Source organism: Streptomyces sp. NPDC001848 (assembly GCF_042891915.1).
GTDB lineage: Bacteria > Actinomycetota > Actinomycetes > Streptomycetales > Streptomycetaceae > Streptomyces.
In genome coordinates, this window is the sequence record NZ_JBIATP010000009.1 from 63,816 (window position 1) to 88,718 (window position 24,903).

Below are 24,903 nucleotides of genomic sequence, written 5' to 3' on the forward strand. Positions count from 1 at the left end.
CCGACCTACACGACGACGCGCGTGCCCTCGAGTGTCGAGGGCACGCGCGTCGCGTTTCGGCAGAGCCAACTCAGTGGTGCACGGCGGTGCGCCGTTCACTGGGCGCGGCGCCCGCCACGGCCGTGCTCGAGGCCGCCTCCCGGCGCTCCAGCACGGCCGAGAGGAACGCCAGCAGCAGGGCGGACACGGCGAGGACGGCGCCGACCCAGTTGGGGGCGGTGTAGCCGAGTCCCGCGGCAATCACCAGGCCGCCGAGCCAGGCCGACAGGGCGTTGCCGAGGTTGAAGGCACCGATGTTCGCGGCCGAGGCGAGGGTTGGGGCACCGTGCGCGTGGTCCAGCACCCGCTTCTGCAGGGGCGGCACGGTGGCGAACCCGAGGGCGCCGATCAGCACGATGGTCACCGCGGCGAGGATCTTGGTGTGCGCGGTCACGGTGAACAGCGTGAGGACGAGGGCAAGACCGCCCAGTGACACGTAGAGCATCGGCATCAGGGCACGGTCCGCGTACCTGCCGCCGATGAGGTTCCCCCCGACCATGCCGATGCCGAAGAGAACGAGCAGCCAGGTGACCGAGCCGTCGGCGAAGCCGGCGACATGGGTCATCATCGGCGCGATATAGGTGATGGCCGCGAACACACCGCCGAAGCCGAGGACGGTCATCGCCATCGCGAGCAGCACCTGCGCGTTCTTGAAGGCGGCCAGCTCATGGCGCAGGTGCACGCCCTCCGGCTTCGGGATCTCGGGCACGAGCTTCGCGACCCCCAGCAGCCCGACCACGCCGAGTGCCGCGACCAGTGCGAAGGTGACCCGCCAGCCGGCGGACTGTCCGACGAGGGTGCCGAGCGGGACACCGACGACGTTGGCGATCGTCAGACCGCTGAACATCATGGAGATGGCGCCGGCCTTCTTCTCCGGTGCGACCAGATCGGCGGCGACCACCGAGCCGATACCGAAGAACGCGCCGTGAGCCAAGGAGGCCACCACCCGACCCATCAGCATCAGCCCGAAGACGGGGGCGATTGCGGACAGCAGGTTTCCCAGGACGAACAAGCCCATCAGAAGCATCAGCATCCGCTTTCGGGAAACCTTGGTGCCGAGCGCCGTCATGATCGGGGCGCCGAACATCACTCCCAGGGCATAGCCGGTCACAAGCAGACCAGCGGTGGGGATGGAGACCCCGAAGTCGCTCGCAACCTGGGGCAGCACACCCATGATCACGAACTCTGTGGTTCCGATTCCGAAGGCCCCGATCGCGAGGGCCAGAAGCGCGAGAGGCATGGGGTACACCTTTCCCAACGTTTGCGTGAGCATCTGCGCGCTTCGACAATAATTGCGGACGCGCGATATGTGCAAGCGCGGTCTATTGCGAGGGTGCTCTACCCTGGGAGTGAGCTGCTCAGGGATGGAGGACAACGCCATGTCAGCAACGGACCCCGCGCTCACCGCCCTCGCCCAGGGCTGGTGCGCCCTCTCGCTGCTTCACGGGAGGATCGAGGCTCACCTCGAACGCGTGCTCCAGGCCAACCACGGGCTGAGCGTGCGGGAGTACTCCCTGCTGGATGTACTCAGCCGTCAACACGACGGTGAGGGCGGACATCTACAGATGAAGCAGGTCGCCGACGCGGTGGTCCTCAGCCAGAGCGCCACGACCCGGCTGGTGACCAGACTCGAGGACCGCGGACTGCTCTCGCGTTACCTCTGCCCCACCGACCGCCGCGGCATCTACACCAACGTCACCGAGGCCGGCCTCAAGCTCCTGGAAGAGGCACGTCCCACCAACGACGCCGCCCTCCGCGAAGCCCTCGCCGAAGCGGCGAAGAAGCCGGAACTGGCACCACTGGTCCGCGTCGTCGAATCCTTGGACGTGCCCGCCTAGCGCCATCCACTCCCGCCCATCAGTGCGTCCGAAGCGCCCCTAAGGTTCTGTCCATGGGAGAACTCGACATACGGCCCGCCGCCGACGACGACGTCCCCGCGATCGTCGCGATGCTCGCCGACGACCCGCTCGGCGCCCAGCGCGAATCACCGGACGACCTGACGCCCTATCTGAACGCCCTGGAGCGGCTGAGCAGCGACCCGAACCAGCACCTCGTGGTCGCCGTACGCGACAGCCGGGTCGTCGGCACCCTCCAGCTCACCATCATTCCCGGGCTGTCCCGCAAGGGTGCCACCCGCTCGCTCATCGAGGCCGTCCGCATCCACACCGACGAACGTGGCAGCGGTCTGGGAACGCAACTCATCGAGTGGGCGATCGACGAATCCCGGCGTCACAACTGTCAGTTGGTCCAACTGACCTCCGACGCCACCCGCACCGACGCCCACCGCTTCTACCAGCGCCTGGGATTCGAGGCGTCACACGTGGGCTTCAAGCTGCAACTCTGAGCGGCACGGCACCGAGGCACTTGACTGCACACAGCGAAGCGTTCTGTTTCACGTGAAACAGAACGCTTCGCTGTGACAGCTAGCCGATCCCTCGCCATCCCTCCGGGTCCACCCCACCCGGCACAGGAGCATCCTCGTCATACGGCTGACGCGTGAACACGAACGATCCGACGTCCAGATGACTCACGGATCCGTTCGGGCGCCTGACGACCCGCAGAAGCTCTCCGGCGTAGTAGCCCTCCAACCCCGTCCACGTGCCGTCACCGTTCGCACTGAACCGCGAGCGACGGCCGGTGCCGGACAACGGCTCCAGCGAAGCGAGCCCGTCCGCCGTGAAGCGCAGGGCGAAGCCGTGTGTCCCCCAGTACCACTGCCCGGCCAGCTCCAGTACCGATGCATCGACCTCCCGCAGCGGGCGCCACGGCACCGGAATCCGGGGCTCGGCCTCGGCGACGATACGGACGAGATCGGCCCCCACGGCGGACACCAGCGGACCAGACGTGCAGTTGGCCAGCACGACGGCCGCGACGTCGTCCTCAACGCTGATCGTGAGACAGGCGAGAAAGCCCGGCAGGGACCCCGTGTGCCCGACCAGGAGCCGTCCGCCCGAGCGCCGGACCTCCAGCCCCAGACAGTATGCGTACCCCGCCGCGACGTCCACCGTTTCTGGCGGAGCCGTCGGCGTACGCATCTCCAGTAGCGATCCGGTGCTCAGCACCCGGTCGTCGCCCTGGCTCAGGAAGGCGGCGAACCGCGCCAAGTCCCCTGTGGTGGACCAGAGTTGACCGGCCGGAGCCATCCTCCCGAGGTCTTCGGCCGGCTCAGGCAGCATGGCATCGGCCCAGGGATGCACCGCCCAGCCACCGGCGTGCGGCGCCTGCGGGCGCGTACTCGTTCGGTGCATCCCCAGAGGTTCCAGGACTTCCCGTCGAAGGACCTCCTCCCAGCGGGCACCGCGCAGTTCCTCCACAAGCGCCCCCAGCACGGTGTAGCCGGGGTTGGAGTAGTGGAACCTGCGTCCGACCGGGTGCCGCAAGGGACGCTCGCCCAGCACGTCCGCCAGCTCGGGCCGCAGCGTACCCGGCGTCCGTTCCCACCACGGACCGGGCGACTCCGCCGCCAGACCACCGGTATGGGCGAGCAGATCGGCGATGGTCGCCTCCCCCACCCCGGTGCCGGGCAGATGCTTCTCCAGCGGATCGCCGAGATCCAGAACCCCCTCGTCGCGCAGCCGCATGACGAGAATCGCGGTGAACGTCTTGGTGATGGACCCGATCCGGTACTGCACGTTGTCGTCCGGAGCATTGCCGTCCACACACGACCGCGCACCGTGCCACACCGTCCGTCCACCCCGGACGACGGCCGCCACCAGCGACGGCGCCCGCCCCTCGACCTGGGCCACGGCGACACGGTGCAGCAGGGCCCGGCGCGTTGTGGGAAGCAGCTCTTCTTCAGATGTCGTCATGGTCCCAGTCCACCCGGCACCGCATCCCGCGTCGAGCGCGTTTTCCTGATGCGCCCTCACCAACAGGACGTCGGATCAGGTCTGCGCCATGTCCACGAACCGGGAGTAGTGGCCCTGGAAGGCGACCGTGATCGTCGCCGTAGGGCCGTTACGGTGCTTGCCGACGATGATGTCCGCCTCGCCCGCGCGCGGTGACTCCTTCTCGTAGGCGTCCTCACGGTGCAACAGGATCACCATGTCGGCGTCCTGCTCGATCGAACCCGACTCGCGCAGATCGGACACCATGGGCTTCTTGTCCGTCCGCTGCTCGGGACCACGGTTCAGCTGCGACAACGCGATCACCGGCAGCTCCAGCTCCTTGGCCAGCAGCTTCAGGTTTCGCGACATCTCGGAGACCTCCTGCTGCCGGCTCTCGGCCCGCTTGGAACCGGACTGCATCAGCTGCAGATAGTCGATGACGACCAGTTTCAGATCATTGCGCTGCTTCAGACGACGGCACTTGGCCCGGATCTCCATCATCGACAGGTTCGGCGAGTCGTCGATGTACAGGGGCGCGGCCGAGACGTCCGGCATACGGCGCGCCAGCCTGGTCCAGTCCTCGTCCGTCATCGTGCCCGACCGCATGTGATGCAGTGCCACCCGAGCCTCGGCGGACAGCAGACGCATCGCGATCTCGTTGCGACCCATCTCGAGCGAGAAGATCACGCTCGGCAGGTTGTGCTTGATCGCAGCCGCTCGGGCGAAGTCCAGAGCCAACGTCGACTTACCCATCGCGGGACGCGCGGCGATGATGATCATCTGGCCCGGGTGCAGACCGTTGGTGAGCTGGTCCAGATCGGTGAAGCCGGTCGGCACACCGGTCATCTCTCCCGACCGCGAGCCGATCGCCTCGATCTCGTCGAGCGCACCTTCCATGATCTCGCTGAGCGGCAGATAGTCCTCCGCCGTGCGCTGCTCGGTCACCGCGAAGATCTCGGCCTGGGCGCTGTTGACGATCTCGTCGATGTCGCCGTCCGCCGCGTACCCCATCTGCGTGATGCGGGTACCGGCCTCCACCAGGCGCCGCAGCACCGCGCGCTCGTGCACGATCTGCGCGTAGTACTCGGCGTTCGCGGCGGTCGGGACCGTCTGCACCAGGCTGTGCAGATACGGGGCCCCGCCGACCTTGGTGATCTCACCGCGCTTGGTCAGCTCCGCCGCGACCGTGATGGGGTCGGCCGGCTCGCCCTTCGCATACAGGTCGAGGATCGCCTGGTAGATCGTTTCGTGTGCCGGCCGGTAGAAGTCATGGCCCTTGAGGATCTCCACGACGTCCGCGATCGCGTCCTTGGACAGCAGCATGCCTCCGAGGACGGACTGCTCGGCGTCCAGGTCCTGCGGCGGCACCCGCTCGAAGGCGGAGCCACCACCGTCCCAAGCGCCACTGTCCGGACCCCTGTCGTGTTGCTCGTCACGGCCCCGGCCCCCCTCGCGGCGCCGGCGGGAGGCGGGGACACGATCACCGGGGCCGCTGTCGGCCCACTGATCGTCCAAGGGCTCGGAAATGCTCACCGGGCCGCCTCCTCCCGTCCGCCGCGCGGACCTCGCCGTGCACCCCATTTCTAGGGCACGACACTGACAAAACGAGAAGCCCAGCTCCGGTTCAGACGCGTCAATCGAGAGCGTTGTCCTGGGACGGAGAGGGAGCGGGCGCCGAACCACGTTAGGCCCCTGGGCACCGTCAGCCAATCTGGTTATCCACAGGCCATGTGGACGGGACGCCCAACACTGTGGACAACTCCGCGAAACCTGTGCACGACACGGTGGACAGCTCTGTGAACAAGCCCGCACCCCATCCGCAAGAACGCACCTGACCTGCGAATTTCCCGTCCACCGCTTGTGCAGAAGAAAAAGTTGCCCAGTCGGATCAAGTTCTCCACCGACCGTGGACAGCGCGGCGCGAGACAGCGTCTAGAGTAAGGGACGCAACCGCATTGCACCTCTTACCTGTGGACGATTAGATTGGTGGCCATGACACAGGCTCCCGCGACACCCCGCGCCCTTGGACGTCGGCACGACCGGGAGATCGTCGCACTGGCCGTTCCGGCCTTCGGCGCACTCATCGCGGAGCCCCTCTTCGTGATGGCCGACAGCGTGATCGTCGGCCACCTCGGCACCGCGCAGCTGGCCGGCCTCGGCGTCGCCTCCGCACTCCTCACCACCGCCGTGAGCGTCTTCGTCTTTCTCGCCTACGCCACCACGGCGGCGGTCGCGCGCCGCGTCGGCGCGGGCGATCTACGATCCGCCATCCGTCAGGGCATGGACGGCATCTGGCTGGCGCTGCTGCTGGGAGTCGCCGTCATCGCCGTTGTCCTGCCCACGGCGACCGGCATCGTGACGCTCTTCGGCGCCTCACCGACCGCGGCCCCGTACGCGACGACATATCTGCGGATCTCGGCACTCGGCATCCCCGCGATGCTGGTGGTGCTGGCCGCCACCGGTGTTCTGCGCGGGCTGCAGGACACAAGGACACCGCTGTACGTGGCGGTCGCGGGGTTCATGGCGAACGCCGCCCTCAACGCGGGGCTCGTCTACGGCGCCGACCTGGGCATCGCCGGTTCCGCCTGGGGCACGGTCGTCGCCCAGTGCGGGATGGCGACCGCGTACCTGTACGTCGTCGTCCGCGGCGCCCGCCGGCACGGCGCCTCGCTGCGGCCGGATGGGGCTGGGATACGTGCCTGCGCACAGGCGGGGGCGCCGCTGTTGATCCGTACGCTCTCGCTGCGGGCGATCCTGATGATCTCCACGGGCGTCGCCGCGCGGCTCGGGGATGCGGACATCGCCGCGCACCAGATCATCCTGTCGCTGTGGAGCCTGCTCGCGTTCGCACTGGACGCGATCGCGATCGCGGGGCAAGCCATCATCGGGCGGTATCTCGGCGCGGACGACGCATGGGGCGCCCGCGCAGCGTGCCGCCGCATGGTGCAGTGGGGCATCATCGCCGGGCTCCTGCTCGGACTGCTGGTGCTCGTCGCCCGGCCACTGTTCCTCCCGCTGTTCACCAGCGATCCGGCCGTTCACCGGGCTGCTCTGCCCGCTCTCGTGCTGGTGGCCCTCTCACAACCCGTCTGCGGTGTCGTCTTCGTGCTGGACGGCGTACTGATGGGAGCGGGCGACGGGCGGTACCTGGCCTGGGCGATGCTGTTGACGCTGGCGGTCTTCGCTCCCGCCGCGCTGATCGTTCCGGTTGTCGGGGGCGGTCTCACCGCTTTGTGGGCGGCGATGACGCTCATGATGACTGTGCGGATGCTCACCCTCTGGCTGCGTTCCCGCTCGGGCCGCTGGGTCGTGACGGGTGCGACACGCTGATGGCCTCGACCACCTCGGCTCTGCGGTGTTTCACGTGAAACGGGGGATCGGACGAGCGTTGAGCGACGAAGAAGGGCCGTACCGCGGGTACGGCCCTTCTCTCAGCTGTTCGTCAACCGAGCGCGGCGTCAGGCCGCGACGACCTCGATGCTGACCTTGGCGGCCACCTCGGGGTGCAGACGCACGGACGTCTCGTGGGCGCCCAGCGTCTTGATCGGTGCGCCGAGCTCGATGCGGCGCTTGTCGACCTCGGGGCCACCGGAGGCCTTGATCGCCGAGGCGATGTCGGCCGGGGTGACGGAACCGAAGAGACGGCCGGAGTCGCCGGAGCGGACGGCCAGGCGGACCTTCACGCCCTCGAGCTGGGCCTTGACCTGGTTGGCCTGCTCGATGGTCTGGATCTCGTGGATCTTGCGAGCGCGACGGATCTGCTCGACGTCCTTCTCGCCACCCCTGGTCCAGCGAATCGCGAACTTCCGCGGGATCAGGTAGTTGCGAGCGTAACCGTCCTTGACCTCGACGACGTCGCCCGCGGCACCGAGGCCGGAGACCTCGTGGGTGAGGATGATCTTCATGAGTCGGTCACCCTTCCCTTAGCGCGCGGTGGACGTGTAGGGCAGCAGCGCCATCTCACGGCTGTTCTTGACGGCCGTGGCGACGTCACGCTGGTGCTGCGTGCAGTTGCCGGTCACGCGACGGGCACGGATCTTGCCGCGGTCGGAAATGAACTTCCGCAGCATGTTCGTGTCCTTGTAGTCCACGTACGTGACCTTGTCCTTGCAGAATGCGCAGACCTTCTTCTTCGGCTTGCGCACAGGCGGCTTCGCCATGGTGTTTCTCCTGTGTGATCAAGAAGTGTGGGGTACGGCCCGCCTAGAAGGGGGGCTCGTCCGAGTAGCCGCCACCGCCGCCGGAGCCACCGCCCCAGCCGCCTCCGCCCTGACCGCCGGCGGGAGCGCCGGTCGCCCACGGGTCGTCGGCCGGAGCGCCGCCCTGACCGCCACCGGGGCCACCGCCCCAGCCGCCGCCCTGGCCGCCACCGCCGCCGTAACCGCCCTGGCCACCGCGAGCGCCACCGGCGGTCTTGGTGACCTTGGCCGTGGCGTTGCGCAGGCTGGCGCCGACCTCGTCGACGTCGAGCTCGTAGACCGTGCGCTTGACGCCCTCACGGTCCTCGTAGGACCGCTGCTTCAGCCGGCCCTGCACGATGACGCGCATGCCTCGCTGGAGCGACTCGGCGACGTTCTCCGCCGCCTGGCGCCAGACCGAGCAGGTCAGGAAGAGGCTTTCGCCGTCCTTCCACTCGTTGGTCTGACGGTCGAAGGTGCGGGGAGTGGACGCGACGCGGAACTTCGCGACCGCCGCACCGGACGGGGTGAAGCGCAGCTCGGGGTCATCGACAAGGTTGCCGACGACCGTGATGACGGTCTCGCCTGCCATGGGGGAACCTCTCGGCGGGTTTGCTGCTGGCTGCTGGTGCTGCTACTCGAATCCCGGGATCAGCCGAGCGCGAGGCTCAGTGGGTCTCGGGACGGAGGACCTTGGTCCGGAGGACCGACTCGTTCAGGTTCATCTGGCGGTCGAGCTCCTTGACGACCGCAGGCTCGGCCTGCAGGTCGATGACCGAGTAGATGCCCTCGGGCTTCTTCTTGATCTCGTAGGCGAGACGACGACGACCCCAGGTGTCGACCTTCTCGACCTTTCCGCCACCGTCACGGACGACGGACAGGAAGTTCTCGATCAGCGGGGAGACAGCGCGCTCCTCGAGATCGGGGTCGAGGATGACCATCACCTCGTAGTGACGCATGTGGAACCCACCTCCTTCGGACTCAGCGGCCACGGTCGTTCCGTGGCAGGAGGGTTGTGATGCGTGACGCAACAGTGCCTTAGTAAATCAGCCGCCACTGACAATCGGAGGCCAGTCGACGGTTGACCCGGCTGTGCCTGGGCAGACACCGGTGCAGACGGTACAGAGTACCCGCACACGTGCTTCCGGTTGAAATCCGGCCCTGGTGGCCGTCAATCTGTACACATCGGGTGTGTATGGCGCTACGATGCGCCGCCTTCCGCAGGAGGTGCCCTCATGGCACAGGTATTGCGACCCAACACCACCGGTTCCCTCTTCGCCACGGACGGCAAGGCCCACCCCGTCCAGGACACCCTGCTCGCGGTGACCCTGGCGCTCGGTCTCACGGCCTTCGTGACGGCGCTGGTGTCCAAGGACCTGCATCTGATCAGCTCCTGGACCGGCCTGGTGGGGATCTTCACCGGCGCCTACGGGCAGTACATCTCCGTGACGACCCGAGAGCGCTTCGGCCTGATCCTGGGGCTCGGTGCCTCGGCCGTCGGCTTCTTCCTGGGCATGGCCCACGGTGGTCTCTTCGGCGGGGTCGTCGGCCACTGACCGTCGGGCCACGGTGCCGTCGGCGGGGCCGTGAGGCCACCCGCCGGACACACAGGTTGCACAGGGCCAGTCGGGGCGCTCGCGGGGCGCAGTAGGCTTCGGCGCGAGAGCCGGAGCCCCTGTACCCATGGGGACACACCAGCCCGAGGAGCGCCCCGAATGAGCCTGACCCTGAGGACGATCAGTCGCGAGCAGCATCTGGCGTACATCCAGAGCCTGCCGGCGGCGAGCCACATGCAGGTCCCGGCCTGGGCAGACGTCAAGGCGGAGTGGCGGTCCGAGAACCTCGGCTGGTTCGACAAGAGCGGCGAACTGGTGGGCGTCGGCCTGGTGTTGTACCGCCAGCTGCCCAAGATCAAGCGCTATCTGGCGTATCTGCCCGAGGGCCCGGTCATCAACTGGTTCTCGCCGAACCTGGAGGACTGGATCCGGCCGATGCTCGCGCACCTGAAGCAACAGGGCGCCTTCTCCGTGAAGATGGGCCCGCCGGTGATCATCCGGCGGTGGAACGCGGAGACCATCAAGAGCGGCATCCAGGACCCGGACGTCAAGCGGCTGCGTGACCTGGAGGCCGACTTCATCGAGCCGCGCGCGTTCGAAGTCTCCGACAAGCTGCGCCGGATGGGCTGGCAGCAGGGCGAGGACGGCGGCGCCGGCTTCGGGGACGTGCAGCCGCGGTACGTCTTCCAGGTGCCGCTCGCCAACCGGTCCCTGGAAGAGGTCCACAAGAACTTCAACCAGCTGTGGCGCCGCAACATCAAGAAGGCCGAGAAGGCGGGTGTCGAGGTGGTCCAGGGCGGCTACCACGACCTCGAGGAGTGGCAGCGCCTGTACGAGATCACCGCGGTGCGCGACCACTTCCGGCCCCGCCCGCTGTCGTATTTCCAGCGCATGTGGACGGCCCTCAACAGCGAGGACCCCAACCGTATGCGGCTGTACTTCGCGCGGCACAACGGTGTGAACCTGTCGGCGGCGACCATGCTGATCGTCGGCGGGCACGTGTGGTACTCCTACGGCGCCTCCGACAACATCGGCCGCGAAGTGCGGCCTTCGAACGCGATGCAGTGGCGGATGCTGCGCGACGCCTACGCGCTCGGTGCCACCGTCTACGACCTGCGTGGCATCTCGGACTCGCTGGACGAGACCGACCACCTCTTCGGTCTGATCCAGTTCAAGGTGGGTACGGGCGGGCAGGCCGCCGAGTACCTCGGCGAGTGGGACTTCCCGCTCAACAAGCTGCTGCACAAGGCGCTCGACATCTACATGTCGCGCCGCTGACGCCGGAGCCCACGCCGGGCCGCCCAGCGGCCCGGCCCAGCCCGTCGGTCCGGCGGATCCGTCACAATTCCCTCTCAGACCTCTGACACACGGCAGCCACGAGAAAGGTTCCGGGACCGGCCATGGCGCTCACGCTCTACGTCGACACCGCGCGCTGGCGGGCACACCACAAGCACGTGCAGGAGCAGTTCCCGGGGCTCGTCCCCGTCTGCAAGGGCAACGGCTACGGGTTCGGCCACGAGCGGCTGGCGGAGGAGGCCACCCGCCTGGGCGCCGACATGCTCGCGGTGGGCACGACGTACGAGGCGGCCCGGATCAAGGACTGGTTCGGCGGCGACCTGCTGGTGCTGACGCCGTTCCGGCGGGGCGAGGAGCCCGTGCCGCTGCCGGACCGCGTCATCCGCTCGGTGTCGTCCGTGGACGGCGTGTACGGGCTCGTGGGCGCCCGGGTGGTCATCGAGGTGATGTCCTCGATGAAGCGCCACGGTGTCAGCGAGCAGGAGCTGCCGCAGCTGCACGCGGCCATAGAGAACGTGCGCCTGGAAGGCTTCGCCATCCACCTGCCGCTGGACCGTACCGACGGCTCCGACGCCGTCGAGGAGGTCATCGGCTGGATGGACCGACTGCGCGCGGCCCGGCTGCCGCTGCACACGATGTTCGTCAGCCACCTCAAGGCCGACGAGCTGGCCCGGCTGCAGCAGCAGTTCCCGCAGACCCGCTTCCGCGCCCGCATCGGCACCCGGCTGTGGCTCGGGGACCACGAGGCCACCGAGTACCGGGGAGCGGTCCTGGACGTGACGCGCGTGGCCAAGGGCGACCGCTTCGGCTACCGGCAGCAGAAGGCGGCCTCCGACGGCTTTCTGGTCGTCGTGGCGGGCGGGACGTCGCACGGGGTGGGCCTGGAGGCCCCCAAGGCCATGCACGGCGTGATGCCGCGCGCCAAGGGCGTGGCCCGGGCAGGCCTGGCGACGGTGAACCGGAACCTGTCGCCGTTCGTCTGGGCGGGCAAGCAGCGATGGTTCGCCGAGCCCCCGCACATGCAGGTTTCGATCCTTTTCATCCCGGCGGACGCCACGGAGCCCAAGGTGGGCGATGAACTGGTGGCCCATCTGCGGCACACCACCACGCAGTTCGACCGGCTCGTCGACCGCTGATCGACCGATGATCGACCGCTGATCACGGAGCCGGAGACACGACGAAGGCCGTACACGCAGCCCGTGTACGGCCTTGTCCGTCTGTATCGGCCTGATGCGCTGTTCGCTCAGCGCGAACTGCCGTCAGCCGGTTCTCCGCCGCGGCTGCCCCAGTTCACCTGCGGCCCCTCGACATGCGCGGCGTGTCGCGGCGGATGAGCGGCGGCTCCCAGTGCGAAGACGTCCGGCGCACCGTCCAGTACGCCGCCGGACGGGTCGTCGTCGCCGGCCCGGCGCACCATGTCCCGTTCCGGCAGGAAGATGTCGCGAACGACGACGGCGCACAGGTAGAGCGTCCCCAGCAGGTGGACGGCGATGGCGAGCTGGTACCCGTCCGTCGGAAGGCCCTTGTGGGCGTCTCCGCTGGTCGTGTACGCGAGGTACATCCAGATCCCCAGGAAGTACGCGACCTCGCACGCCTGCCAGATCAGGAAGTCCCGCCAGCGCGGCCTGGCGAGCGCGGCCAGGGGAACCAGCCACAGCACGTACTGCGGCGAGTAGACCTTGTTGGTCAGGATGAACGCGGCGACGATCAGGAAGGCGAGCTGGGCGAAGCGCGGGCGGCGCGGAGCGGTCAGCGTCATCGCGGTGATCCCGGCGCAGGCGAGCACCATCATGATCGTCGCGTAGGTGTTGGCCGTGTCCGCCGTGATGTCGATGTTGAGCCAGCGCGAGACGAACAGGAAGACGGACCCGAAGTCCACCCCGCGCTCCTGGCTGAAGCGGTAGAACTTGGACCAGCCCTCGGGGGCGAGCCACATCACCGGCAGGTTGACCACGAGCCACGCGCCGACGGCGCCCAGGACGGCAGCCCCGTACTCCCGCCACCTGCCCGCTCGCCAGCACAGCACGAGGAGCGGTCCTAGCACCAGGAACGGGTAGAACTTGGCGGCCGTGGCGAGCCCCACCAGGACGCCGAAGGCGAGGACCCGGCCGCGTGACCACATCAGCATCGCGGCGGCCAGGAGGGCCACGGCGAGCAGGTCCCAGTTGATGGTCGCGGTCAGCACGAAGGCAGGCGCGAGGGCGACGAGAAGGCCGTCCCAGGGACGCCTGCGGTGGATACGGGCGGTGCACACGGCGATGACCGCGGCGCACACCATGAGCATCCCGGCGTTGACCATCCAGTAGGTCTGCTCGCGGGCCTGGATGCCGCCACTGCCCGGAGTCAGCCAGGAGGCGACCTCCATGAACACACCGGTGAGCACCGGGTACTCGAGGTAGTCCATGTCGCCCGGGAGCTTGTCGAAGTAGGGCACGAGCCCGTCGGCGAAGCCGCGCCCCTGGTAGAGGTGCGGGATGTCCGAGTAGCAGGCGTGCGTGTACTGCGAGCTGGCGCCGAAGAACCAGCCGCTGTCGTAGCAGGGCAGTTTCTGGGCCATGCCGAGAGCGAACATACCGATCGCGACAAGCGCCACGATCCGCACGGGCGTCCACCAGGACGTCCCGAGCAGGGCGCGGCGTCCGACGGGTCCGCCGATCAGCTCGCTGCCGGCCGCGGCGACCTGGTCTTCCCTGGTCGGCCGCACCACATCCGGCTCGTACACGCTCGCGCGCGTCGTCTCTGCACTGGGCATGAGGCTCATCCTGCCGTATCAAGCCAGGAAAACGCCGAGGGCCGCCCCACCTGGTCGGTGTGACGGCCCCTCTTCGGGCGGTGTTTCACGTGAAACGGATTGTTTCACGTGAAACACGTTCGGTGACGACTACCCGTTCGACCCCGCGAAGATCCCTCCGTTGCCGTTGCCCCGGGTGTTTCCGTTACCGGTCGACTCCGTGGGCGATGTGGTCACTCCGCCCGTACCCCCTGCGTCGGTGCCGCCGGGGCCGGTGCCGCCGTTTCCGTTGCCCCCTCCATTGCTGTTGCAGCTGCTGTTGCCCCAGAAGCCGCAGGTGTTGCTGGGCGAGGGCGAGGGCGAGGTCAGCGACGGGCTCGGCGTCACGCTCGGCGTCGGGCTCTGGGTGACGCTCTGCGTGGGCGAGGGGGTCACGCTCGGGCTCGGGGTGTCGTTGACGACCGTCCCGATGGGCTCCGGCGTCGGGAACGACTCGGCGGGCTGGTCCTTGAGCGCCTGTTCCATGTAGTCGTGCCAGATTTCGGCCGGGAACGAGGCACCGTGGATCTTCTTCTGGCCACCTGTCCCGTACATCTTCAGGAACGTGCGGTTCTTGTTGGCCTCGTTGTCGTCTATCCGGAACATGCTGATCGCGGTGGACAGCTGCGGGGTGTAACCGACGAACCAGGCTGACTTGTTGTAGTCGGTCGTACCGGTCTTGCCTGCCACATCACGGCCCGGCAGCTTCGCCGCGGTACCGGTGCCCTTGTCGACCACGGTCTTCAGGACGTCCGTGACGTTGTCGGCGACCTTTGGAAGGAACGCCTCCTTGGTCTGCTTGGTGTGCTGGAAGACCACCCCGTCCTTGCTGCTGACCTTGTCGACCGAGTACGGATCGTTCTGCTTCCCGCTGGCCGCGAAGGTGGCGTAGGCACCGGCCATGCGGATCGCGCTCGGGGACGAAGTACCGATGGAGAACGAGGGGTAGTTCGCGCTGGCCAGGCTGCTCTCCAGGATGCCCGCGTCCATGGCGCTCTGCTTCACCTTGTCCAGGCCGACGTCCATGCCCAGCTGCACATAGGCGGTGTTCACCGAGAACTGCATCGCCTCACGCAGGTCGATCTTGTAGTCCGGCGGGTCGCCCACCGACTCGTCGCCGTCGTTCGTCTGCAGCCACTCCTGGCCCTTCTCGTTCTTCCAGACGTCCCCGTTGTACTCCTTGATCTTCAGCTTGTTCTTGCCGCTGTAGAAACTCTTCGGCGAGACGACGGTGCGCTCGTCCTGGGCCTGCTCCGGTCCGAGGTGGGGGTTGCGGATACCCCACTTCATCGCCGCCGCGAGCACGAACGGCTTGAACGTCGAACCCACCTGGGCACCGGTCGCGTCGGCGTTGTTGGTGAAGTGCTTGGTCGCGTCCTCACCGCCGTAGATCGCCTTGATCGCACCGGTACCCGGGTCCACGGAAGCCCCACCGAACTGGACGAATTTGTCCGTGTTCGGACGCAGGTTGGGTTTGATGTTGGCCTTCTGGACGTTCTTGACGGCGGTCTCGAGCTGCTCGACCTTCTTCTTCTCGAAGGTCGTGTAGATCTGGTAGCCGCCCTGCTGCAGCTTGTCCTGGGTGATGTGGGTCGTGCTGCTGTGGGTCACCAGGTAGCTGTTGGCCAGGTCGACGAGATAACCGATCTGGCCGCTCAGCCGGGTGTTCGACCGCGGGTTCTGGACCTGCGGAAGGGTCGTGTACTTGGCGCGCTCCGTGGCACTCAGATGCCCGTACTGGACCATCTTGTTGAGGGTGTCCTGCATCTGCAGGGTCGCGCGCTTCCGGTTGGCCTCGGGAGTGGCGTTCTTCGGGTCGATGGACGTGGCGCCCGCCGGGTCGTAGTACGTGGCGCCCTTGAGCATCGCCGCCAGGAAGGCGCACTCACCGGGGTCCAGCTTGAAGGCGGGCTTGTTGAAGTACGCGTGTGCGGCGGCCTCGATCCCGTAGGCGTTCCGCCCGTAGTACGCGGAGTTCAGGTAGCCGGCCAGGATGTCGTTCTTCTTGACGGTGGCCCCCACCTTGATGGCGATGAAGATCTCCTTGAACTTCCTGGAGATCGTCTGTGACTGGTCGTCCAGCCTCGCGTTCTTCACATACTGCTGGGTGATGGTGGAGCCGCCCTGGGTCTGACCGCCCGTGGCCATGTTGAAGACGGCTCGGGCGATGCCCTTCGGGTCGATGCCGCTGTCGGTGTAGAAAGTCTTGTTCTCCTGGGAGATGACGGCCCACCGCATCGCCGGAGGGATCTGCGAGAGGTTGATGATCTGACGGTTGGTCTCGCCACCCGTGGCGACCATCTGACTGCCGTCGGCCCAGTAGTAGACGTTGTTCTGGGACTGTGCGGTCTTGGCGACGTCCGGCACGCTCACCATCGCGTACCCGACACCCGCCACTGCCACCAGGCTCCCTATGAAACCGATGAACAGACCCGCCACCAGTTTCCAGGAGGGCAGCCAGCGTGCGACGCCGTACTTGCCCGCACGCGGGTAGTCGATGAACCGTTTCCTGACGGGAGCCGCGCCCCTGCCACGGCCGGCGCCGTCGGGCGCTCTGCGCCGACCACTCGCGTTTCTCTGGGCCGCCCGCCGGGCCTCGGCTCGGCCACCGTACGGGCGCTCCTCACCTCCCGCTCCGTACGGCGCGGACGGAGACCCAGTGGCGCCTCGCGGTGCCGCGCGGCGGCCGGGGGGCGCCGACTGGCCGCGTCGGGCCGCGGCACGTCCGCCTCCCTGCGGCTGCGGCGGTTTGCGACGGTGCTCGCTCATCGAACGATTACTCCTCGGGCAGGCGCACCCTTGCGCGCCTGGAAACGGCGGCTGGTTTCCGGTCCCCCCGAAGTACGGATGCGGTCGTTTCGGCATTCACCCGTACTGCACCGAGGACGAGGACGTCCCCCATGGGTCACTCGGTTCCCGGTGGTGTGCATGGCGCACAGACTACGCACCGCCAAAACCGACCGAGCCCTGAACTTCACCCCAAACCACGCAACTTGCCTCCTGCGAATCGGTGATGTGACCCCGTTCACCGTGTCCCCTCTTGTCGCAACAGGAGCGGCGTTCTATCGTCTAGATGTATCGAGTCGATACATCAGAGCGACATAAAGACCGTGCGGACGAGACAGGAACAGGAGGGAGGCGCACATGAGCCGGCGTTCCGGGATCCTCGAGTTCGCCGTCCTCGGCCTGCTCCGCGAGTCCCCGATGCACGGCTACGAGTTGCGCAAACGACTCAATACGTCACTGGGTGTATTCCGCGCGTTCAGCTACGGGACGCTCTACCCGTGCCTCAAGACGCTGGTCTCCAACGGCTGGTTGACCGAGGAGCCGGGCAGCGCCTCCGACGATGCGGGCGCCGCTCCGCTCGCCGGACGGCGCGCCAAGATCGTCTACCGGCTGACCCCCGAAGGCAAGGAACACTTCGAGGAGCTGCTCTCCCAGACGGGCCCCGACGCGTACGAGGACGAGCACTTCGCCGCTCGTTTCGCCTTCTTCGGACAGACCTCCCGTGACGTGCGCATGCGCGTGCTGGAGGGCCGCCGCAGCCGACTGGAGGAGCGCCTGGAGAAGATGCGCGCCTCCCTGGCGCGCACCCGGGAGCGCCTGGACGACTACACCCTCGAGCTCCAGCGCCACGGGATGGAGTCCGTGGAGCGCGAAGTGCGCTGGCTGAACGAGCTCATCGAGAGTGAGCGGGCCGGACGGGACCTCAGGGGTTCCACTGCCGACGGCTCCGCTCCTGGCAGCACATCTGGAGCGACGGGCGGCCTGCCCCGGCACCGGGACAGCACCCGGCCGGATCCGTCCGACGACACCACCACGTGAGGCCCGGTCGGGGCCTCACACGTACACACAGGGAGCAACCGGAATGGGTTCGGTTCGCGTAGCCATCGTCGGCGTGGGCAACTGCGCCGCATCGCTGGTGCAGGGAGTCGAGTACTACAAGGACGCCGACGCGGCGTCCAAGGTCCCGGGTCTGATGCACGTCCAGTTCGGCGACTACCACGTGCGTGACATCGAGTTCGTCGCCGCGTTCGACGTGGACGCCAAGAAGGTCGGCCTCGACCTGGCGGACGCCATCGGCGCCTCGGAGAACAACACGATCAAGATCTGCGACGTCCCGTCCACCGGCGTGACGGTCCAGCGCGGCCACACCCTCGACGGCCTCGGCAAGTACTACCGCGCCACCATCGAGGAGTCCGCCGAGGAGCCGGTCGACATCGTCCAGGTCCTCAAGGACAAGCAGGTCGACGTCCTCGTCTGCTACCTGCCCGTCGGCTCCGAGGACGCGGCGAAGTACTACGCCCAGTGCGCGATCGACGCCAAGGTCGCCTTCGTCAACGCCCTTCCGGTCTTCATCGCCGGCACCAAGGAGTGGGCCGACAAGTTCACCGAGGCCGGCGTCCCGATCGTCGGTGACGACATCAAGTCGCAGGTAGGCGCGACCATCACGCACCGCGTGATGGCGAAGCTGTTCGAGGACCGGGGCGTGATCCTGGACCGCACGATGCAGCTGAACGTCGGCGGCAACATGGACTTCAAGAACATGCTCGAGCGCGAGCGCCTGGAGTCCAAGAAGATCTCCAAGACGCAGGCCGTCACCTCCCAGATCCCCGACCGGGACCTCGGCGAGAAGAACGTCCACATCGGCCCGTCCGACTACGTGGCCTGGCTCGACGACCGCAAGTGGGCCTACGTCCGCCTCGAGGGCCGCGCCTTCGGTGACGTGCCGCTGAACCTGGAGTACAAGCTCGAGGTCTGGGACTCCCCGAACTCCGCGGGTGTCATCATCGACGCCCTGCGCGCCGCCAAGATCGCCAAGGACCGCGGCATCGGCGGCCCGATCCTGTCCGCGTCCTCGTACTTCATGAAGTCCCCGCCGGTCCAGTACTTCGACGACGAGGCCCGCGAGAACGTCGAGAAGTTCATCAGGGGCGAGGTCGAGCGCTGACGTCGCTCCCGTGCCCGTGCGGGGTCCCCGGGTCGTCTGCCCGGGGACCCCGTACGTATGTGAGGCTGTGCCCCATGTCCGTCGTGCGCGATCTGCGGGTCCTCCTGCGCTTCAGCGGTTTCCGGCGCCTGCTCGCCGTACGCCTGCTGTCCCAGGGGGCCGACGGCGTCTACCAGATCGCGCTCGCCACGTACGTGGTCTTCTCCCCTGAGAGACAGACCTCGGCCACCGCCATCGCCTCCGCCATGGCCGTGCTGCTCCTGCCCTACTCCCTCGTCGGCCCCTTCGCGGGCGTTCTGCTGGACCGTTGGCGGCGCCGTCAGGTCTTCCTCCACGGCAACCTGCTGCGCGCCCTGCTGGCCTGTGCCACCGCCGTCCTGATGGTGAGCCATGTCCCGGACTGGCTCTTCTACGTTTCCGCGCTGTGCGTCACCGCGGTCAACCGTTTCGTGCTCGCCGGCCTGTCCGCGGCACTGCCCAGGGTGGTCGACGCCGAACGCCTGGTGATGGCCAACTCGCTCTCCCCGACGGCCGGCACGCTCGCCGCGACGGCGGGCGGCGGACTCGCCTTCGCCGTACGGCTGGTGATCGCCGACTCCGATGCCGCGGTGGTGCTCCTGGGTGCGCTCCTGTATCTGGGATCGGCCCTCGCATCGCTGAGTCTGGCTCCGCAAGCGCTGGGCCCGGACAGGGATGCCCTGCCGCCGCGCCTCGGCGCCGTGCTGGTCGGCACCACACGTGATCTGGTGGCCGGTATACGGCATCTCGCCGCACCTCAGCGCCGGGAGGCGGCCTGGGCGCTCACCGCGATGACCCTGATGCGGTTCTGCTACGGTGCGCTGCTCGTCCTGCTGCTCATGCTGTGCCGCTACGCTCTGTCCGCCACCCCGCGCCAGGGGCTCGCCCTGCTGGGGCTGGCGTTGGGGATCTCCGGAGCCGGGTTCTTCGCCGCGGCCGTGGTGACGCCGTGGGCGGCGGGACGGCTCGGTCCCGGCCGCTGGATCGCGGTGTGCGCGGGGTCCGCCGCCGTACTGGAGCCCTCACTCGGGCTCCCGTTCGCCGCGGGGCCCATGCTGGTGGCCGCGTTCGTCCTGGGGCTGACCACACAGGGCGCGAAGATCTCCACCGACACGATCGTTCAGTCCTCGGTCGACGACGGCTTCCGCGGCCGGATCTTCTCGGTCTACGACGTGCTGTTCAACGTGGCCTTCGTCGGCGCGGCCGCAGTCGCCGCCGTGATGCTGCCTCCTGACGGCCGTTCAGTCGCTTTGGTGGTCCTGGTCGCCGTTGTGTACACGGCAGTTGCTCTGCCTATGTCCCGCTTTGAGCACCAGTAAGCGTCACATCAGGGCCACGAAGCCCCACGGGGCTTCAGAGTTGTCAGTACCTACCTGTAGCTTACGGGCGTCTTATTTCGCGCCATGCGCACCCACGTTCGAGGGGACCCCGAAAGTGACCACTCCGCCGCCCCAGGGCACGAATCCGTACGCCCAGCAGCCCACCGTGCCCGTGGGGCAGCAGCCCGGCCAGCCAGGGGTCGCCCAGCAGCCGTACGCGCCACAGCAGCCCTACCCGGCGCAGCAGCCCTACCCGGCGCAGCAGGGATACCAACAGCAGCCGTATCCCCCCTTCCCCCAGCAGCAGGGTGCTCCTGCGCCGCTGCCGCCACAGGCGGGCCCGGGCAAGCGCGCCGGCAAGAAGGCGATACGGATCGTCGGCATCATCGTCGTCGCCGTTATCGTCGGCCTCGTCAAGTTCGGTGCCGGGTGGTTCCTGACCCGCGACGACGCGGAGACCACGTCGGTGGGCTCCTGCATGCACAACGACGGCACGGACTCCAAGCCTGACCTCAAGGATGTCGACTGCTCCTCGAGCAGCGCCCAGTACAAGGTCGTCCAGAAGTTTGACGGCAGCAGCGATGAGAACAAGTGCCAGACCGTCAAGGACGCGACTCTCTCCTACATCCAGTACGGCGGCGGCCACGACGTCGTACTCTGCCTGAACGAGCTCAAGAAGTAGATCGACCCACAGCCGCGAAGGGCGATGTTTCACGTGAAACATCGCCCTTCGCGCGTCTCCTGGCGGTCTTTCCGGGGTCATGTTTCACGTGAAACAGACCCCCTTTCTCAGCCCTCGCTCTGCTTGGCCCACCACTCCTTGAGCGCTGCCACCGCGGCGTCGTACCCCATCGGACCGTTCTCCAGGCGCAGCTCCAGGAGGAACTTGTAGGCCTGGCCGACGACCGGGCCGGGGCGGACCCCCAGGATCTCCATGATCTGGTTGCCGTCCAGGTCGGGGCGGATCGCATCCAGCTCCTCCTGCTCCTGGAGCTGGGTGATGCGCTCCTCCAGGCCGTCGTACGCCCGGGAGAGCGCGACCGCCTTGCGTTTGTTGCGGGTCGTGCAGTCCGAGCGGGTCAGCTTGTGGAGGCGGTCGAGGAGCGGGCCCGCGTCACGGACGTAGCGGCGCACCGCGGAGTCCGTCCACTCTCCCGTCCCATAGCCGTGGAACCGCAGGTGGAGTTCGACCAGCCGTGAGACGTCCTTCACCAGGTCATTGGGGTACTTCAGCGCCGTCATCCGCTTCTTGGTCATCTTGGCACCGACCACCTCGTGGTGGTGGAAGGAGACCCGGCCGTCCTTCTCGAAGCGGCGCGTCTTCGGCTTTCCGATGTCATGCAGCAGCGCGGCGAGCCGCAGTGTCAGATCGGGGCCGCCCTGCTCAAGCGCCATCGCCTGCTCCAGGACGATCAGCGTGTGGTCGTAGACGTCCTTGTGCCGGTGGTGCTCGTCACGCTCCAGCCGCAGAGCGGGCAGCTCCGGCAGGACGTGATCGGCGAGCCCGGTGTCCACCAGCAGCGTGAGCCCCTTGCGCGGGTGGGCGGACAGGATCAGCTTGTTCAGCTCGTCCCGTACGCGTTCGGCGGAGACGATCTCGATGCGCCCCGCCATGTCCTTCATCGCCGTGACGACCTCGGGAGCCACCTCGAAGTCCAGCTGGGCCGCGAAGCGAGCGGCCCGCATCATCCGCAGCGGATCGTCCGAGAACGACTCCTCCGGGGTCCCCGGGGTGCGCAGCACCCGGGCGGCGAGATCGTCGAGTCCCCGGTGCGGGTCGACGAACTCCTTCTCCGGCAGCGCGACGGCCATCGCATTGACCGTGAAGTCACGCCGGACCAGATCCTCCTCGATGGAGTCGCCGTACGACACCTCGGGCTTGCGCGAGCTGCGGTCGTAGGCCTCCGACCGGTACGTCGTCACCTCGATCTGGAAACGCTGAACAGCGTCTCCGACGCGGGCGTCCTTCTGGGCACCCACGGTGCCGAAGGCGATCCCCACGTCCCATGTGGCGTCCGCCCACGGCCGCACGATCTTCAGGACGTCCTCGGGGCGGGCGTCCGTCGTGAAGTCCAGGTCGTTGCCGAGCCGGCCGAGGAGGGCGTCCCGCACCGAGCCACCGACCAGAGCGAGCGAGAAGCCCGCCTCCTGGAAACGGCGGGCGAGGTCGTCGGCGACAGGGGAGACCCGCAGCAGTTCGCTCACAGCGCGCTGCTGTACCTGGCTCAGGGCACGGGGAGTGTCTTCGTTGGCGTTCGGCACAACAGAAAAGGGTACGTGCCCCCGGCGATGCCGGGGCCCGCATCAAACCTGCACAAGCGTTCCGTGAACGACCGGAAACCGGGAGTGGCGACCTGCCTGCCGATCCCCGCCATGACGGTACGGCCCGCCTCCCTTTCCGATCTTGTGGTGCGGACCGCGGCACTTCCCTTCCACGCGCATCGTTACCATGCGGGGACGCACATTCCGACGACCACTGACGACGACGAGGGACGGGCGAGCGCGTGGCCGAGGCGGCAGACTTCCAGGGGATGAGTTCCTCACCTGCCCGCCGGTGGCTCCGGCGTACCGGAGCCCTGCTCGCGGGCGCACCCCTGCTGGCCGGCCTGCTGCAGCTGCCTTCCGGCCCGGCCGCCCATGCCGCCGGGAGGAGCGCCGCGGTGGAGGCCGGCAGCTCGCCCGCGGTCAGTGTCTCCCTCGACTCGCTCAGCCCCAGCGTGCCGACCGACAACGACACCCTCACCGTCTCCGGCACGGTCACCAACAACGGCAAGCAGGCTGTCACCGACGCCCACGTGGGTCTACGCGTCGGTCAGGAGCTGACCAACCGCGCGTCCATCGACAGCGTCTCCCGGCGCACCGGCTACCTGCCCGGCGTCGACGGCAGCGAGGTGGGCGGCAAGTACGTCGAGAAGTTCGCCCAGCTCGCGCCGGGCTCGACCCAGGAATTCAGCATCTCCGTGCCCGTCAAGGAGCTGGACCTCGGCTCCGACGGCGTCTACCCGCTCGGCGTCTCACTCTCCGGCCAGACCGCCGCCCAGCCCTACGAGCAGGTACTCGGCATCCAGCGGACGTTCCTGCCCTGGCAGCCCGACGGCTCCGCCACCAAGACGCAGACGACGTTCCTGTGGCCGCTGGTCTCCGATGTCCACATGACCGCGGAGACCCTCCCCAACCAGCAGCAGACCCCCGTCTTCCAGAACGACGACCTGGCCAAGGAGATCTCCCCGGGCGGCCGCCTCTCGCAGCTCCTGTCACAGGGCAAGAACCTCGACGTCACCTGGGTGATCGACCCCGACCTGCTCGCCTCCGTGGACGCGATGACGGGCAGCTACAGCGTCAAGACCGACGGCGACAACGTCACGGCGGGCAAGAGCCAGGCGGTCGCCAAGCAGTGGCTCGCCGACCTCGAGAAGGCTGTCCAGAACAAGGAGGTCGTCGCCCTGCCCTTCGGCGACCCCGACCTGGCCTCGCTCGCCCACAACGGCAAGAACGTCACCGGCTCCCTCAGCCACCTCAAGGACGCAACAGACGTCGCCGCGAGCACCGTGGAGACCATCCTCCACGTGAAGCCCGACACGGACTTCGCCTGGCCCGTGGACGGCGCGATCGACCCCTCCATCATCAAGGTCGCCACCTCCGCCGGCGCCGACAAGGTGATCGCCCGCAGCGACAGCCTCCCCGAGACCGGCGGCCTGAACTACACACCCACCGCCGCTCGCCCCATCGGTGGCGGCACCACCGCGGTGGTCGCGGACGACGGTCTGTCGACCGCGTTCGACGGCGACATGACCTCGGCCGCACGCTCCACCCTCGCCGTACAGGACTTCCTGGCGCAGAGCCTGATGATCAACCTCCAGGAGCCGGACAAGCAGCGCAGCATCGTGGTCGCTCCCCAGCGGATGCCGACCGCGAGCCAGGCCCAGTCGATGGCCGAGGCGCTGACAGCCCAGCAGGGCAGCCACTGGTCGCAGTCGGCCGATCTGTCCGCTGCCGCCAAGGCCAAGCCGGACCCGGACGCCACGACGAAGGTGCCGACCGCGTCCCGCTACCCCTCCTCGCTGCGCAAGGAGGAGCTTCCGCAGTCCGCGTTCGAGCAGATCGAGAACACACAGGACAAACTCGACAGCTTCAAGGTGATCCTCTCCGAGCCCGCACGAGTCGTCACGCCCTTCGGCCGGGCCATAGACCGCGCCATGGCCACCTCCTGGCGCGGGCACTCCGCCCAGGCGTCGGACTTCCGCCAGGGCGTGGAGTCGTACCTCGACGGGCTCACCGCCCAGGTCCGGCTGATCGAGAAGTCCGAGACGAAGCTCTCCGGCCGCAGCGCGACGATCCCCGTGACGGTGCAGAACAACCTCATGCAGGGGGTCGACCACCTGGTCCTGCGGCTCACCTCCCAGCAGCCGACACGCCTGAAGATCGGCAACGGGCCCTACTCCGAGCAGCCCATCTCCGTCTCGGGCGGGCACAGCCAGTCGGTGAAGTTCACCACCACGGCCAACGCCAACGGCCGGGCCGCGGTCGTCGCCCAGCTCTTCACCGAGGACGGGCAGCCGTACGGCTCTCCGATCACCTTCGACGTGAACGTCACCGAGATCACTCCCACGGTGATGCTCGTCATCGCCGGTGGCGTCCTGTTGCTGGTGCTCGCCGGTTTCCGCATGTACACCCAACGCAAGCGCCTGGCCGCACGGCAGGCCGAGGAGGAACGGCAGGACAACCCGCAGGACGCTGACGACGGGGGTCTGAACACGGCCGCCGACGGCACCGTAGACACTGGGGACACCTCAGGATCCGCGGCGGCACCCGCACAGGAGTCGGACGCGGAGAGCGGGGCAGACGACCCGGAGCACCCGAGTGACCCGGGGCCGGACACCGCACCGGAAAGCGCCGACCCGTCCGGGACGGGTGAGAGAGTGGACCATTGAGCGATGTCGTGGCCAAGG

21 protein-coding genes are annotated in these 24,903 nt (G+C 67.9%); 11 read left to right on the forward strand and 10 right to left on the reverse strand.

Annotated features, from left to right (window positions below):
* Positions 1–70: 70 nt before the first annotated feature.
* Complete coding sequence (locus ACFYZJ_RS19730; protein WP_388569646.1) at positions 71–1,279, reverse strand: MFS transporter; 1,209 nt, start codon at positions 1,277–1,279, stop codon at positions 71–73.
* A gap of 139 nt (positions 1,280–1,418) precedes the next feature.
* Between ACFYZJ_RS19730 and ACFYZJ_RS19735 the strand changes: the two genes are divergently transcribed.
* Both ACFYZJ_RS19735 and ACFYZJ_RS19740 read left to right on the forward strand, forming a co-directional pair.
* Positions 1,419–1,877 carry a MarR family winged helix-turn-helix transcriptional regulator gene (locus tag ACFYZJ_RS19735; RefSeq protein ID WP_388569648.1) on the forward strand — a complete coding sequence of 153 codons (459 nt, stop codon included), beginning with the start codon at positions 1,419–1,421 and terminating at the stop codon, positions 1,875–1,877.
* Positions 1,878–1,930: 53 nt separating this feature from the next.
* Positions 1,931–2,383, forward strand: a complete 453-nt coding sequence (locus ACFYZJ_RS19740; protein ID WP_388569651.1) for a GNAT family N-acetyltransferase — start codon at positions 1,931–1,933, stop codon at positions 2,381–2,383.
* Between the two features lie 79 nt (positions 2,384–2,462).
* Here the strand turns inward: ACFYZJ_RS19740 and ACFYZJ_RS19745 are convergent, their stop codons facing one another.
* Together ACFYZJ_RS19745 and dnaB are read right to left on the reverse strand one after the other, a co-directional pair.
* Positions 2,463–3,848 (reverse strand): serine hydrolase domain-containing protein, encoded by a 1,386-nt coding sequence (locus tag ACFYZJ_RS19745; protein ID WP_388569654.1) that lies wholly within the window; start codon positions 3,846–3,848, stop codon positions 2,463–2,465.
* 75 nt (positions 3,849–3,923) lie between these two features.
* On the reverse strand, positions 3,924–5,399 hold the full coding sequence (gene dnaB, locus ACFYZJ_RS19750; protein WP_388569658.1) for a replicative DNA helicase: 1,476 nt from the start codon (positions 5,397–5,399) through the stop codon (positions 3,924–3,926).
* Positions 5,400–5,858: 459 nt separating this feature from the next.
* On the opposite strand from dnaB, the gene ACFYZJ_RS19755 reads away from it, so the two are divergent.
* Entirely contained in the window at positions 5,859–7,196 is a 1,338-nt protein-coding gene (locus ACFYZJ_RS19755) for an MATE family efflux transporter (RefSeq protein ID WP_388569661.1), read from the forward strand.
* A gap of 128 nt (positions 7,197–7,324) precedes the next feature.
* Here ACFYZJ_RS19755 and rplI read toward each other — a convergent pair whose 3' ends face one another.
* From rplI to rpsF, 4 genes are all read right to left on the reverse strand, one after another.
* The gene (gene rplI / locus ACFYZJ_RS19760) at positions 7,325–7,771 is read right to left on the reverse strand and encodes a 50S ribosomal protein L9 (protein WP_388569664.1); all 447 of its coding nucleotides are present in this window, start codon (positions 7,769–7,771) and stop codon (positions 7,325–7,327) included.
* An 18-nt stretch (positions 7,772–7,789) separates the two neighbouring features.
* Positions 7,790–8,026 (reverse strand): 30S ribosomal protein S18, encoded by a 237-nt coding sequence (gene rpsR / locus ACFYZJ_RS19765; protein ID WP_003949403.1) that lies wholly within the window; start codon positions 8,024–8,026, stop codon positions 7,790–7,792.
* A 43-nt stretch (positions 8,027–8,069) separates the two neighbouring features.
* A complete protein-coding gene (locus ACFYZJ_RS19770) occupies positions 8,070–8,636 on the reverse strand; it encodes a single-stranded DNA-binding protein (protein ID WP_388569667.1) in 567 nt (188 codons plus the stop codon).
* Positions 8,637–8,712: 76 nt separating this feature from the next.
* The gene (gene rpsF, locus ACFYZJ_RS19775) at positions 8,713–9,003 is read right to left on the reverse strand and encodes a 30S ribosomal protein S6 (RefSeq protein ID WP_014673750.1); all 291 of its coding nucleotides are present in this window, start codon (positions 9,001–9,003) and stop codon (positions 8,713–8,715) included.
* 276 nt (positions 9,004–9,279) lie between these two features.
* On the opposite strand from rpsF, the gene ACFYZJ_RS19780 reads away from it, so the two are divergent.
* The 3 genes from ACFYZJ_RS19780 (at position 9,280) to ACFYZJ_RS19790 (ending at position 12,032) form a co-directional block, all read left to right on the forward strand.
* Positions 9,280–9,600: a hypothetical protein gene (locus tag ACFYZJ_RS19780; protein ID WP_388569670.1), complete on the forward strand. Its 321-nt coding sequence runs from the start codon at positions 9,280–9,282 to the stop codon at positions 9,598–9,600.
* Between the two features lie 159 nt (positions 9,601–9,759).
* Positions 9,760–10,878 carry a peptidoglycan bridge formation glycyltransferase FemX gene (femX, locus tag ACFYZJ_RS19785; protein WP_388569673.1) on the forward strand — a complete coding sequence of 373 codons (1,119 nt, stop codon included), beginning with the start codon at positions 9,760–9,762 and terminating at the stop codon, positions 10,876–10,878.
* 122 nt (positions 10,879–11,000) lie between these two features.
* Positions 11,001–12,032 carry an alanine racemase gene (locus ACFYZJ_RS19790; protein WP_388569675.1) on the forward strand — a complete coding sequence of 344 codons (1,032 nt, stop codon included), beginning with the start codon at positions 11,001–11,003 and terminating at the stop codon, positions 12,030–12,032.
* 107 nt (positions 12,033–12,139) lie between these two features.
* On the opposite strand, the gene ACFYZJ_RS19795 is transcribed toward ACFYZJ_RS19790, so the two are convergent.
* Both ACFYZJ_RS19795 and ACFYZJ_RS19800 read right to left on the reverse strand, forming a co-directional pair.
* Positions 12,140–13,648, reverse strand: a complete 1,509-nt coding sequence (locus ACFYZJ_RS19795; protein ID WP_388569678.1) for a glycosyltransferase family 87 protein — start codon at positions 13,646–13,648, stop codon at positions 12,140–12,142.
* Between the two features lie 129 nt (positions 13,649–13,777).
* Positions 13,778–16,435 carry a transglycosylase domain-containing protein gene (locus ACFYZJ_RS19800; RefSeq protein ID WP_388569680.1) on the reverse strand — a complete coding sequence of 886 codons (2,658 nt, stop codon included), beginning with the start codon at positions 16,433–16,435 and terminating at the stop codon, positions 13,778–13,780.
* Positions 16,436–16,810: 375 nt separating this feature from the next.
* On the opposite strand from ACFYZJ_RS19800, the gene ACFYZJ_RS19805 reads away from it, so the two are divergent.
* The 4 genes from ACFYZJ_RS19805 (at position 16,811) to ACFYZJ_RS19820 (ending at position 20,636) form a co-directional block, all read left to right on the forward strand.
* A complete protein-coding gene (locus ACFYZJ_RS19805; protein WP_388569683.1) occupies positions 16,811–17,491 on the forward strand; it encodes a helix-turn-helix transcriptional regulator in 681 nt (226 codons plus the stop codon).
* Between the two features lie 43 nt (positions 17,492–17,534).
* On the forward strand, positions 17,535–18,617 hold the full coding sequence (locus tag ACFYZJ_RS19810; protein WP_388569685.1) for an inositol-3-phosphate synthase: 1,083 nt from the start codon (positions 17,535–17,537) through the stop codon (positions 18,615–18,617).
* A 74-nt stretch (positions 18,618–18,691) separates the two neighbouring features.
* Positions 18,692–19,954 carry an MFS transporter gene (locus tag ACFYZJ_RS19815; RefSeq protein ID WP_388569688.1) on the forward strand — a complete coding sequence of 421 codons (1,263 nt, stop codon included), beginning with the start codon at positions 18,692–18,694 and terminating at the stop codon, positions 19,952–19,954.
* Positions 19,955–20,069: 115 nt separating this feature from the next.
* The gene (locus ACFYZJ_RS19820; RefSeq protein ID WP_388569691.1) at positions 20,070–20,636 is read left to right on the forward strand and encodes a hypothetical protein; all 567 of its coding nucleotides are present in this window, start codon (positions 20,070–20,072) and stop codon (positions 20,634–20,636) included.
* Between the two features lie 107 nt (positions 20,637–20,743).
* On the opposite strand, the gene ACFYZJ_RS19825 is transcribed toward ACFYZJ_RS19820, so the two are convergent.
* Positions 20,744–22,216 (reverse strand): CCA tRNA nucleotidyltransferase, encoded by a 1,473-nt coding sequence (locus ACFYZJ_RS19825; RefSeq protein WP_388569693.1) that lies wholly within the window; start codon positions 22,214–22,216, stop codon positions 20,744–20,746.
* Between the two features lie 242 nt (positions 22,217–22,458).
* Between ACFYZJ_RS19825 and ACFYZJ_RS19830 the strand changes: the two genes are divergently transcribed.
* On the forward strand, positions 22,459–24,885 hold the full coding sequence (locus ACFYZJ_RS19830; protein WP_388569696.1) for a DUF6049 family protein: 2,427 nt from the start codon (positions 22,459–22,461) through the stop codon (positions 24,883–24,885).
* The last annotated feature ends 18 nt before the right edge of the window (positions 24,886–24,903 follow it).

Coding starts and splice junctions, on each gene's coding strand:
- ACFYZJ_RS19730 (WP_388569646.1), bottom strand. CDS start 1,279: ATGCCTCTCGCGCTTCTGGCCCTCGCGATCGGGGCCTTCGGAATCGGA.
- ACFYZJ_RS19735 (WP_388569648.1), top strand. CDS start 1,419: ATGTCAGCAACGGACCCCGCGCTCACCGCCCTCGCCCAGGGCTGGTGC.
- ACFYZJ_RS19740 (WP_388569651.1), top strand. CDS start 1,931: ATGGGAGAACTCGACATACGGCCCGCCGCCGACGACGACGTCCCCGCG.
- ACFYZJ_RS19745 (WP_388569654.1), bottom strand. CDS start 3,848: ATGACGACATCTGAAGAAGAGCTGCTTCCCACAACGCGCCGGGCCCTG.
- ACFYZJ_RS19755 (WP_388569661.1), top strand. CDS start 5,859: ATGACACAGGCTCCCGCGACACCCCGCGCCCTTGGACGTCGGCACGAC.
- rplI (WP_388569664.1), bottom strand. CDS start 7,771: ATGAAGATCATCCTCACCCACGAGGTCTCCGGCCTCGGTGCCGCGGGC.
- rpsR (WP_003949403.1), bottom strand. CDS start 8,026: ATGGCGAAGCCGCCTGTGCGCAAGCCGAAGAAGAAGGTCTGCGCATTC.
- ACFYZJ_RS19770 (WP_388569667.1), bottom strand. CDS start 8,636: ATGGCAGGCGAGACCGTCATCACGGTCGTCGGCAACCTTGTCGATGAC.
- rpsF (WP_014673750.1), bottom strand. CDS start 9,003: ATGCGTCACTACGAGGTGATGGTCATCCTCGACCCCGATCTCGAGGAG.
- ACFYZJ_RS19780 (WP_388569670.1), top strand. CDS start 9,280: ATGGCACAGGTATTGCGACCCAACACCACCGGTTCCCTCTTCGCCACG.
- femX (WP_388569673.1), top strand. CDS start 9,760: ATGAGCCTGACCCTGAGGACGATCAGTCGCGAGCAGCATCTGGCGTAC.
- ACFYZJ_RS19790 (WP_388569675.1), top strand. CDS start 11,001: ATGGCGCTCACGCTCTACGTCGACACCGCGCGCTGGCGGGCACACCAC.
- ACFYZJ_RS19795 (WP_388569678.1), bottom strand. CDS start 13,648: ATGCCCAGTGCAGAGACGACGCGCGCGAGCGTGTACGAGCCGGATGTG.
- ACFYZJ_RS19800 (WP_388569680.1), bottom strand. CDS start 16,435: ATGAGCGAGCACCGTCGCAAACCGCCGCAGCCGCAGGGAGGCGGACGT.
- ACFYZJ_RS19805 (WP_388569683.1), top strand. CDS start 16,811: ATGAGCCGGCGTTCCGGGATCCTCGAGTTCGCCGTCCTCGGCCTGCTC.
- ACFYZJ_RS19810 (WP_388569685.1), top strand. CDS start 17,535: ATGGGTTCGGTTCGCGTAGCCATCGTCGGCGTGGGCAACTGCGCCGCA.
- ACFYZJ_RS19815 (WP_388569688.1), top strand. CDS start 18,692: ATGTCCGTCGTGCGCGATCTGCGGGTCCTCCTGCGCTTCAGCGGTTTC.